Source organism: Amycolatopsis sp. NPDC048633, from assembly GCF_040650695.1.
Taxonomy (GTDB): Bacteria; Actinomycetota; Actinomycetes; order Mycobacteriales; family Pseudonocardiaceae; genus Amycolatopsis.
The window spans coordinates 93379-107433 of sequence record NZ_JBEZHS010000029.1 but is presented as its reverse complement, the minus strand read 5'-3'; the positions used below and the strand labels follow the sequence as shown (position 1 = coordinate 107433).

The window sequence follows — 14055 nt, the reverse complement described above, 5'->3', positions numbered from 1 at the left end:
TCCTTCGCCGAAGTGCTGGGGGCCTCCCACGATGCGCCCGCGCCACGGCGTCCGGCTGACCGATCGTGCCGCCGTCGCTTACCCGGCGTGCCACCCGCGAACCGACCTCGCCGCCGTCCGGAGGCGGCGGTACTCCCCCGGCGACCTCCCGGTGACGGCGCGGAAAGCCCGGTGGAACCCGGACTCGCTGTCGAACCCGCAGGCCGCGGCGACCGACCCGATCGTCCGCCCGGGATCGGCGACGAGGATCTCCTGGGCCCGCTCGATCCGCATCCGGCGCAGCCGTGCGGCGATCCCTTCGTCGCCGGCGATCCGGTACAGGGTGCGGCGGGAGACGCGGCACGCGCGGGCGACGGCGTCCGCGTCCAGCCGGGGATCGGCGAGGTTGCGGCGCAGGAAAGCCAGCACGCGCTCCCGCGCCATCGCTTCGGCGGCGGGCAGGCCGGGCCGGGCGTTCCCGGCGAACGAGGCGGTGGCCGAGAGCAGGCCGAGCGCGTGGGGAAGCAGGACCGCGGACTGGTCGGGGGCGGTCCTCGCCGAGTCGGCCAGCGACGTGAAGAAGGTCGACACCACCGCACCCGGCGTGCCGCGGCCGCACACCCGCGCGGTCAGCTGCCGGGTGTCGCGCACCAGCAGCTCCCGCTTCGGGACCTGGACGACGAGCTGGTGGAACGGCTCGTCGAAATGCAGCGTGTAGGGCCGGGTGCTGTCGTAGAACGCCAGGTCACCTGGCGAGAGCAAGGCCACCCGGCCGTCTTGTTCGACCCGGCCCGGCCCCCGCACCTGGATGCTCGCGAGCAGGTACTCCTCGTCGCCGCCCGCGACCAGCGACCGGGTGCGCCGCACGTGCTGGCTCCCGGCCACGACGGTGGACAGTTCGAGGTCGCCGACCGGGACGTGCTCGATCCGGCCGCTGAACCCGGCGCCGGCGACCGGCTCGGCAGCGAGCCGGACGAAGGTCGCACAGATCATCTCCCGCCAGTAGGCGAACGCCTCCTGAGCCGACACCACCGAGGTCGTCAGCTCCGCGTAGGCCCCTCTGTCCAATGTGGCGGACACGCACCGAGTATCCCCAGGTCACGGGGACGCTGTCCAGCGCTCGCGGGTAACCTCGGGGCGATGGCACGGATTCTCGTCACCGGCTCCACCCAGGGTCTCGGCCGGCTCACCGCCGAAGCCCTCCTGGACGGCGGCCACCGGGTGGTCGTCCACGGACGCGACGCCGGACGGCTGGACGACCTGGCCGCGCGCGGCGCCGACGTGGTCGTCGGCGACCTCGCCGACGTCGGGCAGATCCGGAGCGTCGCCGAGCAGACAGCCAGGCTCGGGCGGATGGACGCCGTGATCCACAACGCCGGGGTCATGACCGGCCCCACCGTGCTCCCGGTCAACGTGGTCGCGCCCTACCTGCTGACCGCGCTCTCCGACCTGCCCGCGCGCCTGGTCTACCTCAGCAGCGGCATGCACCGCGGCGGCCGGGCCGAGCTGGCCGGCCTCGACTGGTCCGGCACCCGGCCGACCGCCTCCTACTCCGACAGCAAGCTCCTGGTCACCACGCTCGCGGCCGCCGTCGCCCGGCGGTGGCCGCAGGTGCGCAGCAACGCCGTCGCCCCCGGCTGGGTCCCCACCCGGATGGGCGGCGCGGGCGCCCCGGACGACCTGCGGCTGGGCGTGCTGACCCAGGTCTGGCTCGCGACCGCCGACGACCCGGAAGCGCTCACCACCGACGGCTACTGGTACCACCGGAAACGCGCCGACCGGCACCCCGCGGCCGGCGACCACGACTTCCAGGCCCGGCTCCTCGCCGCGCTCGCCGGCCACACCGGGACTCCCCTCGCCTGAGGCGTCAGGAGCGCGAATGGGTCTCCATGAGAACTCCTCCGTTCCTCGCGGCAGCTCGTTGCCGCGTCCACGCTCGCAGCACGGAGGCCGGCTCTCCATCGCTCGCGGAGTGACGGAATCGCGCCCGGGCCTCATCATGGGTCGGTGCGCTCCGATCACTCGGACAGAGACTCGGACAGACCGGCCCGGCTCCGGGTCGACGCCGAGACGACGCTGATCCTGCGCGAGGCGTTCCACAAGATCGACGCGAATTACCGCAACGACCACTACGGCCTCTACGACTACGCGCGCGCCGTGATGAGCAAAATCGTTCCCCTGGACCACTTCTACATCGGGTTCTTCCACGGCGCGAACCGCGTGCGCTACCCCTACGGCTACGACGGCGGCATGTACACCGATCCGGCGTCGCACATCTACGGGCCGCACGGCCAGGCCGCCTGGCTCCTGAAGCACCGCCAGACCTACCGGATGCAGTACGACAACGGTGCCGCGCTCAACGCGGGCGTCGCATCCGGGGACACGAGCCGCGCTTCCGCCGATGCCGTCACCACTCCGCTGTTCCGCCGCGGCCGCGACGGCGAGCCGGCGGTGTTCGGCATGATGTCGATGCAGAGCTACCAGCCCGACACCTTCGACGACAACGCGGTGCGCGCCTTCGAATGGCTGGCCGAGCTGGTGGCCCGCGTGCTGACGACCGAAGCCGAAGACGTCGACGCGCTCCGCCGGCTGCCCGCCGATGTCGACGACGCGCCGCAGCTGGTCACCGCGGACCACATCGTCGAGCTGCTTTCCTCGCGGGTGGCGGACATCCGGCAGCGAGCCCAGGACGCCCTCGCGGTACCCGACGCTTCGCCGCGCGAGGCTTTGCAGCGCATAGTGACCGACTGCCAGCAGCTCCAGTCGGACCTCGTCGAGCTCACCCTCGACATCGACAACGGCCCCGAGGAACGCTTCCGCTCGCTCACCGCCGCCGAGCAGGGAGTGGCGGTGCTGCTCGGCAGCGACATGCACAACGAACAGATCGCCCGGGAGCTGGGGATCAGCCTCCACACGGTGAAGACCCACGTCCGCAACATCCTGGCCAAGTACCGGATGAGCGGACGCGCGGGAGTGGCCGACGACGTCCGCAAGCACCTGGCGCGCTGATCGCTCAGGCCGGCGAGCTCACCCGGGTGACGAGGTCCCGCACGGTGGCGAGGGTTTCGCCGGGGTGGTCGAGGTGCACGCTGTGCGTCGCTCCCGGCCAGCACACGACCTCGCCGCCGAACGCGGCCGCGAGCCGGGTGTGGCCGCGCCGTATCGCCGTGTCCGGCTTGCGGTCCGCGGTCACCACCACCGACGGCACCCGGGGCAGGTCGGCCTCCCGCAGGCCGCGGGACAGCTCGGTGATGCCGCGGACCGCCCTGGCCAGCACCGGGATGTCCATGTCCGCCATCCGCACGTACGCGGCCTCGCAGTCCGGCCGCAGCCGCTGGCGCCGCGCCGATCGGACGATGGACGCGCGGACGAGCCGGGGAAGCACCCGGCGCACCACGGGCAACGCCGCGAGGGTCCCGAGCGCGCGCGTCATGCGTTCCAAGGTGGCACAGGTGCGGGGATCGTTGATCACCGTCGGGTCGAGCAGCACCAGGCCCGCGACGTTTTCGGGGTGGTCGCGGGCCAGCAGCACGCCGACGGCGCCGCCGAGGCTCTGCCCGACCACCACCACCGGGCCGCACCCCAGGCGCTCGATCAGGGCGTTCAGGTAATCGCCGGCGCCGGCCAGCGTCCCGTCGGCGGCGGTACCCGTGCCGGGCCGGTCGTGCACGATCACCCGGCACCCCGGGTCCGCGACCAGGCCTTCGACGAGCCCAGGGAAGAAACCGTCGCACGCTTCGGCACCGCCGGGCAGCAGCAGCACCGGCTGCCCCGCTTCGCCGTGCACCCGGACCCCGTCGATCTCCATGCGCGCTCCTCGTCCACTACGTCCCGACGCAGATTGTTGCACAATCTCGCGGTGTATTGTCGAGCAATGACTCAAGCCGTCCCGGAGCGGATCGCCGCGGCCTTGCGCGGCGAGCTGCTCGACGGAGCCCACCCCGTCGGCACCCGCTTCCGCGAGGAAGTCCTGGCGGAGCGCTTCGACGCCGGCCGGCACACGGTCCGCTCGGCCCTGCAGCTGCTGGTCGAGCGCGGCCTGCTGGTCCACGAACGCCACCGGGGCGCGACCGTCGCCCCGTTGAGCAGGCAGCGGATCGACGAGGTCTTCGACTTCCGCAAGATCCTCGAGCTCGGCGCGTTGCGCACGGCTCAGGACCGGGAAGCGGACCTCGGTCCGGTGCTCGTCGAAGTGGAACGGCTCGAGGCTCTGGCCGAGCGGTCACCGGCGCCGTCGTGGCGCGAGCTGACCGGCGCCCACCGGGCGATCCACCGCGCGATCGTCGCGGCGGCCGGCAACCGGCGCGTGCTGGACAGCTACCGGCGCTGCGAGGACGAAGTCCGCCTGCTGCTGACGTTCGTCCGCCCGGACTTCGACGCGGCCCGCCTCGCCGCGGTCCACCGCGCCCTGGTCGAGAAGCTCGGCCAGGGCGGCGAAACGGCGGCGGCCGCCCTGGCCGCGGACATCGACCAGGGCGGCCGGGCCGCACTGCTGACGGCGTTGCGCCGCACCGAAGAGAGCGCGCGTCTCCTGGGGCTCTAGGACTTTCAGGCGCAGCCGGCGGAATCGGCGTCGAGCACCGGGTCCGTCGCCGGACGGCCGCTGAACGGGACCGTGTCGTGGACGGTCAAGGCGCCGTCGCGCAGGGTGTAGGCGGTGCGGGTGCCCGAGTAGGTGAGCTGATCGACCGGACGGCCGAGGTCGTCGGACTCCGCGGCGACGGTCACGAAGGCGCGGCCCCCGTCCAGCGGCGTGCACTGGTAACCCAGGTGAGCGGCGACGCCGCCGCCTTCGGCGACCGAGAACGGCTTGTCGTCGGCCCCGACGACCTCGCCGAGCTTGCGGCCGTCGTAGTGCAGCACGGAGAAGAACGTGGTGTTGGCGCCGATCGACCGGGTGACGAGCAGCTCGGCCCGGCCGTCACCGTTGAGGTCGGCCACGCGCGGCGCCTCGATGCCGAACTGACTGTCGGCCGGCAGGTGGATCGACGTGTACGTCCCGCCGACCGTGGCCGAGATCAGCTGGTCGCCGTCCCCGGTGAGCTGGGCGGTGACGGTCTCGATCTCCCCGTCGCCGTTCAGGTCGGCGACCGTGGTGACCGGGTTCGGGCCCGGCGCGGCCAGGGCGGGCACCGCGGCGGCGAGGCCCAGTGCGGCGGCCAGGCCGGCAACAGTGGCGGTACGGACGATTCCGGTGCGGTTCATGAGATCTCCCTCCCGTTCGGTGATCTTTTCACCGAACGTGCTCCCATGAAGAAAGACGGCCACGCATGGGCGGCGTGCAGCGGAAGTGCGATGTGCCACACGAACGCAACCCGCGCCGCCGTGGTCAGGGCCGGTAGGTGCAGAAGGCGCCGATGCTGTTGGACTGCTCCACGACGGTCTTGCCGTCGACGGTGATCTTGCAGGTGTTGTCCTTGTTGCCCATCTTGAAGTCCACCGCGTCGACGCTGACCGAGGTGAACGCCAGGTCGTCCATCGACAGGGTCTGGCGCCAGGTCTTGCCCTTCTCCAGGACCTCCTGGGAGTTCGCGCTGAACCCGCTGCTCCACTGCACGTTCGCCTTCGCCGCCGTCGTGACCTCGAGGACGATGGTGTGCTTCGCCGCCGCCGTCGGGGCCGCCGCGGCGGGCTCGGCCCCGGCGTCCGCGACCGCGGCCGGCGCCGCCGGGGCAGGCAGGCCGTTGGCGGTGTCGCTGACGGCCTTGCCGAACGCGGCCGTCCAGATGACGCAGATGACCAGTCCGAGCGCCGAAAGCACGACGGCGGTGATGGCCAGCCCCTTGTTGCTCGCCTGGCCGCGGTTCGCGCGCAGCGTCCCGACGACGCCGAAGATCAGCCCGAGGATCACCAGCGGCCACGCGATGACCCCGATGATCGGGATGAACGCGAAGACCAGGCCGACCAGGCCGAGCACGAACCCGGCGGTGCCGAGGCCGTTCTTGAGCTGGACCGGAGCGGACACGGGCGGCACGGGGGCGTAGGACATGGTTGCCTCTTTCAGCGCAGCGACGGCACGACCGAATGCGGTCACGCTTTGCGCCGTTCGTCGTCACGCGAGCCGCGCGCGTAACAAGGCCCTGCAGCCACTCTTGGTCACGACGAGGACTCGGGACACCTCGCGTCTCGATCATTTCCGCAGGTGGCTGCGGTGCGTAACTCGCCCACCGTCGTTACCCAAGGTGAGAAAGTGAGGCTCCCAGTTCACTCGTAAGGAGTACGTGCGCGCGTACGTCGACCGCATGGCGGCGACGCTCACTGCATCCCGGCCCCCGGACCGATGGCCGGCGTGAGGTCCATGTGGACGCGGTAGTCGGTCACCCGGTCCCCCGCCAGCCGGATGACCGTCACGCACGGCAGGGCCAGCGGCTTGCCGTCCGGGGCCGCCGTCTCGATCGTGAAGCGGCAGAACAGCTGGTCCTCCCCCACCTCCGCGACCTGCTCCACGACGTGGCGGACCCACGGCAGCGCGCCCGCCGCCCCGGCCGTCGCCGCGGTGATCGCCGCTCGGCCGGTCAGCGGCTCGTCGTTGGCGAACACATACGTGGCGTCGTCGGCGAACCACGAGGCGAACGCCGGAGCGTCGCCCGCGTCGACCGCCGCGCACATCGCGTGCACCATCCGCTCGCGTGAGTCGCTCACTTCCGCAGTTCCAGCCCGTAGCGGGTCATCACTTCCGCGACCAGCTTCATGTCCCGCCCGGGCGGCAGCTGGGACAGCTCCCGGTAGTAGTTCTCCAGCCCCGGCGGCGAAACCACGGCGATGACGCGGGTCTCCTCGTCGAACGGGTTGCGGAACACGTGCGGCACCCCGCGCGGCATCAGCAGCGAATCGCCCGGGCCGAGGACGTGCCGCTCGCCGTCGAGCTCCACCTCGACGCGGCCCTGAACACACGTGAACAGCTCGTCCTCGCGGGTGTGGACGTGGGTCGGCGGCCCGCCGAGCCCCGGCGGCACGACGTACTCGAACAGCGAATACGCGCCGTTCGTGTCGGCGCCGGTCAGGCGGGCGTGGATGCCCAGCCCGATCGCCCCGAGGTTCGTGCCGTCGCCGGGGTGGATGACGTGGTGGCCGGTCGCGGTGCTCATCGGGAAACTCCTTCGCTACAGCGGGGTCTTCGCGGGTTCGGGGGTGTCCGCCAGCCGGGTCAGCACGGCCGGCGTGAGCGACCGGTAGGCCGCGGGCGCGACCGGGTTCAGCCAGTGCGTGAAGCGGGTGAAGCGGCCGATCTGCACGCCGAGGTCGCCGAGCACCTCGTCGACGTTGTGGATGGAGAACGGGATGATCTTGGTGCCGCGGCAGTGGTGCGCGCCGGTCGCGACGTCGAGGAACGCCAGCTGGGCGACGACGTCCGCGCGCCGGGCCGGCTCGTCGGGCAGCGTGAGTGCGCCGGCGAGGTCGGCCGCGATCCACAGCGCCGCCATCTCGGCGTTGAGCGGGCTGAAGAACGACGAGTTGTACCCGTTGAAGTAGAGCCCCGGCGCGGCCAAGGGCTGGATCTGCCGGTACAGCAGGAAGTTCCCGCGTTCGTCGAAGAGCCGCTCCTGGACGGCGGCGGGCAGGAACGGGACGCCCTGGGTGAACCCGGTCGCGCAGACGACCAGGTCGGCCGGCAGCACCGTGCCGTCGGCCAGTTCGGCCATCGGCCGGCCGGCCTCGGCGAACAGCCGCGTGATCACCTGGTCGCGGCGGACGCGGATCGAGCCGTCGGCCACGCCTTCGAAGAATCCTTCGGTGGCCAGGCCGATCGCGTTCTTGACGATGTCCTCCATCCGCCCGCGCGGCACCAGGTCGTGCTTCGCGAGCCCGAACTGCCGCACCGACACGCTCCCGATGGAGTTGAGCATCGCGCGCCGCAGCCGGTTTCCCGGGCCGTGCAGGAACTTCTCGAACCCGCGCAGCCACCGGTAGCGGAACAGTGCCTCGCCCAGCCGGGTCAGCAGCAGCATCTTGAAGTTGACCACGCCGGCGATCTTGCGCGGGACCTTCCACAGCAGCTGGCGGGCGATGACGTCGGTGGTCTCGGCGACCTCGCTGATGGCCACAGTCACGTCGCAAGCCGACTTGCCGTAGCCGACGACGAGCACGTGCTTGCCCTTCGCCTCGGCGACGTCGTGGAAGTCCGAACCGGCCGGCAGCCGCCCGCCCGCCGCCTCGAACTCCGCGCGGCCCGGGTAGTCCGGCAGCGCCGGCTCGCAGAACACGCCGTTGGCGACGACGACGCGGTCGACCACCGAGGCCCCCTGCGCCCCGGTGGTCACCGCCCACCGCGCGCCGTCCGGGACCACGGACTCGACGGTGGTCCCGAGCCGCAGGTGCGGCGTGACGCCGAACTGGTCGGCGTAGCCGGCGAGGTACTCCTGGATCTGGGCGCCGGTCGGCCACTCCGGGAAGTGCCCGGGCATCGGGAAGTCCGAGAACGAGTACTGAGCCTTGGGGCTCTGCGTGGTCAGGCCCGGGTAGCGCCGGGTCCGGCTCCACACCCCGCCGACGTCCGGTGTCCGGTCGAAGACCTCGACGTCGTGGCCGGCCGCCAGCAGCACCTTGGCCGTGGTCAGCCCGGCCAGTCCGGCCCCGATGATCGCGACGCGCATGCCTGGTCCTCCTCGTCCGGCATCCGGGCCGGGTAGCCCGGCTCGGCGTGCGCCACAGCGTGGATCAGGGACGGGCTCCGGCCCAACCGCGAGTCCTGGTCACTGGGACGGCAGCTCCGGGCGCGGCACCGCCCACCGCCGGGCGGAGTAGGCGCGGCTCGCCGCCGCGGCCGCCATCCGCACGGCCGGCCCGATCCGGTCGGGCTGCACCGCGGCGCTGGGCCCGGTGACCGACAGCGCGGCGGTCACGCTGCCGGTGAAGTCGAAGATCGGGGCCGCGACACAGCTGATGCCGGCGTTGCCCTCTTCCCGGTCGTAGGCCCAGCCCTGCTCGTGCACGACGGCCAGCTCGCGCTCGAGCGCGGCGGCGCCGGTGATCGTGCGCGGGGTCCGCCGGGCGAGCCCACCGGCGACGACCGCGCCGACCGTTTCGGCGTCCGACCAGGCGAGGATCGCCCGGCCGAGCCCGGAGCAGTGCGCCGGGATGAACCCGCCGACCTGGTCGAGCATCGGCAGCTGACGGTGCCCGCTGATCTTCTCGACGACGAGCACCCGGGTGCCTTCGAGCACCCCGAGCTGCACGGTCGTCTTGGCCGCGGCGTAGAGGTCCTGCAGGTAGGGCAGCACGGCCTCGCGCAGCTCGTGGCGCACCGGCACCAGGCCGGACAGCTCGAACAGGCGGTTCCCGATCCGGTACTTCTCGCCGGGCTTGTCCAGCCAGCCCAGCTCGATCATCCGCGCCGCGGTGCGGTGCACGGTCGAGCGCGGCAGGCCCGAGCGCTCGACGAGCCGGGACAGCGTCAGCTCGCGGTGGGTCGCGTCGAAGGCGTCCAGCAGGGCAGCGGCGCGTTCGAGCGCGCCCGACGCCGCGACGTCTTCGCTGGAGTCCCGGGCAGTGGGACCCGTTCTTGGCCGGCCGGCGGTCATGGCCCGAATGTAGGTCACATCATGGAGAGCAACCAGTCCTTCCCGGACCGCCGCCGCGTCGCGCTCGTCGGCGGCGGAGCCGGCGGCATCGGCTCGGCCTGCGCGGCCGCGCTGCTGGCGACCGGGCACCGCGTGGTCCTCGCCGGCCGCACGGAGGCGACGCTGGCCGAGACGGCGTCGACGCTCGGCGAGGACGTCGGTCACGTCGTGTGCGACCTCGCCGAGCCGGCCGCGGCCGCCGACGCCGTGGCCCGGGTGCACGAGCGCCACGGCTCGCTCGACGTCCTCGTGGCCAACGCGGGCGGCCCGGCACCCGGCCGCGTGCTCGACGTCCCGGCGGAGCAGTGGCACCACGACCTCGACCTGCTGGTCCTCGGTCCGCTGTCCCTCCTGCGCGCCGCCCTGCCCGGGATGGCAGAGCGCGGTTACGGCCGCGTCGTCGTGATCAGCTCGACCGCGGTGCGGCAGCCACAGCCGGAGCTCGCCGCCTCGACGGTGCTGCGCTCGGCGACGACGTCGGCGGCGAAACTGGCCGCCCTCGAATACGCCGACCGCGGTGTCACCGTCAACTGCGTCGCGGTCGGTGCCACGCTCACCGCGCGACGCCTGGAGATCGTGCGCAGCCGGGCCGGCGCGGCGGGCATCGACGTCGCGACCGCGATGGCCGAGGACCTCGCCGCCATCCCCGCCGGCCGGGCCGCCGCGCCCCGGGAGGTCGCGGCCGCGGTGGCGTTCCTGGCCTCGCCCGAAGCAGGCTATGTCAACGGAACCGTGCTGGCCGTCGACGGCGGCCGCACGGAATGTCCCGCCTGAGCGGAAGGTGCGCCATGACCACGTCCGGACCCGGGTTCGCGATGACCGACTTCCTCGCGAGCATCAGCCACGCCGTCCGCCCCGACGGCCGGCGCCCGCTCGTGGTGCACGACGGCGACCTCGAAGAGATCCCGCCGGGCGCCGTCCCGAACCCGACGTCGCTGCGGATCGCCGGCACCCTGCCGACCGCGACGTTCGAGCTCTTCCGGCAGGTCATCCCGGCCGGCGAAAGCTCCGACATGCAGCGCCACCACCACGAGACCGTCCACTTCGTCCTGACCGGCGACGGCCACAGCGAGATCGAGGACGAGACCGTCGCCTGGACGACCGGATCGTTCGTCTACACCCCGCCGTGGACCTGGCACCGCCACCACAACGACTCGGCCGAGCACCCGGTCGAGTTCCTGACCATCGAGAACTCGCGGCTGCTCGGCCCGCTCGGGCTGAACCGCCGGCAAAGCGCGGGACTGGCGACCCTCGCCGAAGCCCGCGCCCGCTTCGACCACCGGGAGGACCAGTGACCGAGCCGATCCCCGACCACGTCGGCATCTGGGGCGAGCTGGGCGAGCTCGACCACACGCTGCGCCACGTCGACGTGCCGCTGGACGGACACCCCGTGCGGACGCGGGTGCTGCAGGCCGGCACCGGCCCCGACCTGGTCCTGCTGCACGGGACCGGCGGGCACCTCGAGGCCTACGCCCGCGACCTGGCCGGCCTCGCCCGCGACTTCCGCGTCACGGCCTACGACATGGTCGGCCACGGCTGGTCGGACCTGCCCGACCGGCCCTACACGATCGACGTCCTGTCCGCGCACCTCGTGTCCCTTTTGGACGTTCTCGGCATCGGGCGCACCCACCTGTCCGGCGAGTCGCTCGGCGGCTGGGTGGTCGCGTGGACCGCCGCGCACCACCCGGACCGCGTCGACCGGCTCGTGCTCAACACCCCCGGCAACATCGCCAACAAGCCCGAGGTGATGGCCCGGATGCGCGACACCACGATGGCGGCGGTGCTCGACCCGAGCGACGAGACCGTGCGCCGGCGCGTGGAATTCCTGTTCCACCACAAGGAGATGGTGACCGACGAGCTGGTGAACCTGCGCCGCCGCATCTACTCCCGGCCCGGGTTCGTCCGGGCGATCACGAACACCCTGGTCCTGCAGGATCCCGAGGTGCGCAAGGACTTCGCGTGGGACCCGGCGTGGGTGTCGAAGGTGAAGGCGCCGACGCTGCTGCTGTGGACCAGCCACGACCCCACCGGCGGGCTCGACGAGGCCGACCTGCTGCTCGGCTGGCTGCCCGACGCGCTGCTGCACGTCATCGACGACGCCGGGCACTGGCCGCAGTGGGAGAAGGTCGACGAGTTCGTCGAGGTCCACCGCACCTGGCTGCTGACCGGAACGGACCCGTCCTGATGGCCGCGGTCGCCGGGTTCGCCGGCATGTCCCACAGCCCGTTCGCGACCCTGCTGCCGCCGCCGTCCGACGGCGGTCCGGGCGCGAGGTTCCTGGCCGACGCCGACCGGGTCCGCCGCGCGGTGAAAGCCCTCGCCCCGGACGCGATCGTCGTGCTCGGGCCCGACCACTTCCACGGCAACTTCTACGACGTGATGCCGCCGTTCGTCCTGGGGGTCGAGCACGCCGCGGGGTTCGGCGACTTCGGCAGCACCGAGGGTCCGCTGCCGGTCGCCGGGGAGCTGGCGTGGTCCGTCCACAACGGACTGACGGACGCGGGCTTCGACGTGTCGCTGTCGTATTCGCTCACCGTCGACCACGGCATCGTGCAGACGTACGAGATGCTCACCGGCGGCACGCTGCCGATGGTGCCGATCGTCGTCAACACGGCCGCGCCGCCGCTGCCCACGTTGCAGCGGTGCCTCGCCTTGGGACAGGCGCTGGGGACGGCTGTGCGTGCGGCGGAGTTCCCCGGCCGGGTCCTGGTGGCGGCGAGCGGCGGGCTGTCGCACTGGCTGCCGTCGAACGATCCCCGCGAGATCGACGGCGAGCGCCGGGCGTCGCTGATCCACGGGCGTTCGGACGTCCACGCCTTCGCCGCGGCCCGCGAACCCCGCGTCCGCGCCATGGGCGGCGACCCGGGCGCGCGCGTGAACACGGAGTGGGACCGGTGGTTCCTCGACCGCTTGACCGCGGGCGACGCCGGCGCCGTGGCCGACCTCGGCCACGAAAAGCTCGAGGCGTCGGCGGGCAGCGGCGGCCACGAGGTGCGCTGCTGGCTGATCGGCCAGGTCGCGGCCGGGGCCCCGCTCGCGTGGACCAGCTACGAGCCGGTCCCCGAGTGGATCACCGGCATGGGCATCGGCACCACGTTCCCCGTCGCCTGACCGCCGATCGGGCAAGGACGGTTCCTGTTCGCACCCCCGGCGGCGCCGCGATCTTGCCGCGGCTCCCCGGGGTGCGCTACCCCGGTGGAGGACCAGCGCGACTTCCTCTCCAGGAGCGGCTCGTGAAGAAAATGCTCGCCGTCGTGGCCGTCGTTCTGCTCGCTCTCGGCGGTTTCGCCACGCCGGCCGCCGGGGCGAGTGGCAAGAAAGGCGTCAGCGCCAACCCGTATCCCGGTGCCGCGACCGCGTTGCAGGACGTCGGGGCGAAGTGGTTCTACACCTGGGCCGCCGACCCCCAGGGCATCGCCGCGCCGAGCGGAACCGAGTTCGTGCCCATGATCTGGGGCCGGGACTCCGTGACGCAGGACCAGCTCGACCGGGCCAAGGCCGCCGGCACCACCCTGCTGTCCTTCAACGAACCGGACCTGGCGGGCCAGGCGAGCATGCCCGTCGAGACCGCGCTCGACCTCTGGCCGCGGCTGCAGTCCACCGGGCTGCGCCTCGGCGCGCCCGCGGTCGCCTACGGGGGCGACGTCGCGGGCGGCTGGCTCGACCGCTTCATGAGCGGCGCCGCGGCGCGCGGGTACCGCGTCGACTTCATCCCGCTGCACTGGTACGGCGGCGACTTCTCGAGCGCGGCCACCGGCCAGCTGCAGTCCTACCTGCAGAAGGTCCACGACCGCTACCACCTCCCGGTCTGGCTGACCGAGTACGCCCTCATCGACTTCTCGGGCTCGACGCCGCGCTACCCATCCTCGGCCCAGCAGACCGACTTCGTCAGCCGGTCCACCGGGATGCTGGACGGATTGTCGTTCGTGGAGCGGTACGCGTGGTTTTCGCTGTCCACGTCGACCTCCCCGACGGGCCTGTACTCCGGCACGACCCCGAACGCGAGCGGCGTGGCTTACCGCGCTGGGTAGCCGCGCTCCTGGACGACCCACGTGTTGCCGTCCGGGTCGGCGAAGCCGAAGAAGCTCGCGTAGTCACGCCGGTCCGGGTCCACCCCCGGCGCGAAGTCCCCTTGCCAGTCCGCGGACTTCTTGTGCCGCAGCTCGCTGACCGGGACGCCGCGCCCGGCCAGCTCCCCGTGGGCTGCCTCGATGTCGGCCACCACCAGGTAGTTGTCCCGGGCCGAGCCCGGGGCCGCGCCGGTCAGGCCGACCCCGAGCTGGACCGAGGCCGCCGACCCGGGCGGGGTCAGCTGGACGACCCGGAAGCCGTCGTGCGGCCCGTAGTCGACGTCCAGGCCGAACCCGACCTGCGACGTGTAGAACCGGACCGCCCGGTCGACGTCGGCGACGGCCAGGGTGAGGACCTCGATGCGGAACTCCATCACGCACGCCCCCGCCGGGCCGGGCGCCGGACGACCCGCCGCGGTACGTAGATCGCCGGGACGAGCCCGACC

General features: G+C 72.6%; 17 protein-coding genes. 8 read left to right on the top strand and 9 right to left on the bottom strand.

Features of this window, described 5'->3' with window-relative positions; translation table 11 throughout:
- Positions 1-78: 78 nt before the first annotated feature.
- Positions 79-1059 carry a helix-turn-helix domain-containing protein gene (locus AB0C38_RS36970; protein ID WP_360682424.1) on the bottom strand — a complete coding sequence of 327 codons (981 nt, stop codon included), beginning with the start codon at positions 1057-1059 and terminating at the stop codon, positions 79-81.
- Between the two features lie 60 nt (positions 1060-1119).
- Here AB0C38_RS36970 and AB0C38_RS36965 point away from each other — a divergent pair, with 60 nt between their 5' ends.
- Both AB0C38_RS36965 and AB0C38_RS36960 read left to right on the top strand, forming a co-directional pair.
- Complete coding sequence (locus AB0C38_RS36965; RefSeq protein ID WP_360682423.1) at positions 1120-1842, top strand: SDR family NAD(P)-dependent oxidoreductase; 723 nt, start codon at positions 1120-1122, stop codon at positions 1840-1842.
- A gap of 144 nt (positions 1843-1986) precedes the next feature.
- Positions 1987-2988: a LuxR C-terminal-related transcriptional regulator gene (locus AB0C38_RS36960; RefSeq protein WP_360682422.1), complete on the top strand. Its 1002-nt coding sequence runs from the start codon at positions 1987-1989 to the stop codon at positions 2986-2988.
- A gap of 4 nt (positions 2989-2992) precedes the next feature.
- Here AB0C38_RS36960 and AB0C38_RS36955 read toward each other — a convergent pair whose 3' ends face one another.
- Positions 2993-3787 (bottom strand): alpha/beta hydrolase, encoded by a 795-nt coding sequence (locus AB0C38_RS36955; RefSeq protein ID WP_360682421.1) that lies wholly within the window; start codon positions 3785-3787, stop codon positions 2993-2995.
- Positions 3788-3853: 66 nt separating this feature from the next.
- On the opposite strand from AB0C38_RS36955, the gene AB0C38_RS36950 reads away from it, so the two are divergent.
- Complete coding sequence (locus AB0C38_RS36950; RefSeq protein WP_360682420.1) at positions 3854-4522, top strand: GntR family transcriptional regulator; 669 nt, start codon at positions 3854-3856, stop codon at positions 4520-4522.
- A 5-nt stretch (positions 4523-4527) separates the two neighbouring features.
- Here AB0C38_RS36950 and AB0C38_RS36945 read toward each other — a convergent pair whose 3' ends face one another.
- The 6 genes from AB0C38_RS36945 to AB0C38_RS36920 all read right to left on the bottom strand — a co-directional run bounded on the left by AB0C38_RS36945 (position 4528) and on the right by AB0C38_RS36920 (position 9500).
- Entirely contained in the window at positions 4528-5184 is a 657-nt protein-coding gene (locus AB0C38_RS36945) for a VCBS repeat-containing protein (RefSeq protein WP_360682419.1), read from the bottom strand.
- Positions 5185-5308: 124 nt separating this feature from the next.
- On the bottom strand, positions 5309-5968 hold the full coding sequence (locus AB0C38_RS36940) for a DUF4190 domain-containing protein (RefSeq protein ID WP_360682418.1): 660 nt from the start codon (positions 5966-5968) through the stop codon (positions 5309-5311).
- A gap of 266 nt (positions 5969-6234) precedes the next feature.
- Positions 6235-6621: a nuclear transport factor 2 family protein gene (locus AB0C38_RS36935; RefSeq protein ID WP_360682417.1), complete on the bottom strand. Its 387-nt coding sequence runs from the start codon at positions 6619-6621 to the stop codon at positions 6235-6237.
- A complete protein-coding gene (locus tag AB0C38_RS36930) occupies positions 6618-7067 on the bottom strand; it encodes a cupin domain-containing protein (protein ID WP_360682416.1) in 450 nt (149 codons plus the stop codon). Before AB0C38_RS36930 ends, AB0C38_RS36935 begins: the two co-directional genes overlap by 4 nt.
- A 15-nt stretch (positions 7068-7082) precedes the next feature.
- Positions 7083-8573: an NAD(P)/FAD-dependent oxidoreductase gene (locus AB0C38_RS36925; protein WP_360682415.1), complete on the bottom strand. Its 1491-nt coding sequence runs from the start codon at positions 8571-8573 to the stop codon at positions 7083-7085.
- A 99-nt stretch (positions 8574-8672) separates the two neighbouring features.
- Positions 8673-9500, bottom strand: a complete 828-nt coding sequence (locus AB0C38_RS36920; RefSeq protein ID WP_360682414.1) for an IclR family transcriptional regulator — start codon at positions 9498-9500, stop codon at positions 8673-8675.
- A gap of 21 nt (positions 9501-9521) precedes the next feature.
- On the opposite strand from AB0C38_RS36920, the gene AB0C38_RS36915 reads away from it, so the two are divergent.
- From AB0C38_RS36915 to AB0C38_RS36895, 5 genes are all read left to right on the top strand, one after another.
- A complete protein-coding gene (locus AB0C38_RS36915; protein ID WP_360682413.1) occupies positions 9522-10313 on the top strand; it encodes an SDR family oxidoreductase in 792 nt (263 codons plus the stop codon).
- A gap of 14 nt (positions 10314-10327) precedes the next feature.
- Positions 10328-10834 carry a cupin domain-containing protein gene (locus AB0C38_RS36910; protein ID WP_360682412.1) on the top strand — a complete coding sequence of 169 codons (507 nt, stop codon included), beginning with the start codon at positions 10328-10330 and terminating at the stop codon, positions 10832-10834.
- Entirely contained in the window at positions 10831-11724 is an 894-nt protein-coding gene (locus AB0C38_RS36905) for an alpha/beta hydrolase (protein ID WP_360682411.1), read from the top strand. Before AB0C38_RS36910 ends, AB0C38_RS36905 begins: the two co-directional genes overlap by 4 nt.
- A complete protein-coding gene (locus AB0C38_RS36900; protein WP_360682410.1) occupies positions 11724-12650 on the top strand; it encodes a 2,3-dihydroxyphenylpropionate 1,2-dioxygenase in 927 nt (308 codons plus the stop codon). The genes AB0C38_RS36905 and AB0C38_RS36900 overlap by 1 nt, the downstream gene beginning before the upstream one ends.
- A 131-nt stretch (positions 12651-12781) precedes the next feature.
- A complete protein-coding gene (locus tag AB0C38_RS36895; protein ID WP_360682448.1) occupies positions 12782-13570 on the top strand; it encodes a glycoside hydrolase family protein in 789 nt (262 codons plus the stop codon).
- Here AB0C38_RS36895 and AB0C38_RS36890 read toward each other — a convergent pair.
- On the bottom strand, positions 13555-13983 hold the full coding sequence (locus tag AB0C38_RS36890; protein ID WP_360682409.1) for a VOC family protein: 429 nt from the start codon (positions 13981-13983) through the stop codon (positions 13555-13557). The genes AB0C38_RS36895 and AB0C38_RS36890 overlap by 16 nt on opposite strands.
- Positions 13984-14055: the final 72 nt, after the last annotated feature.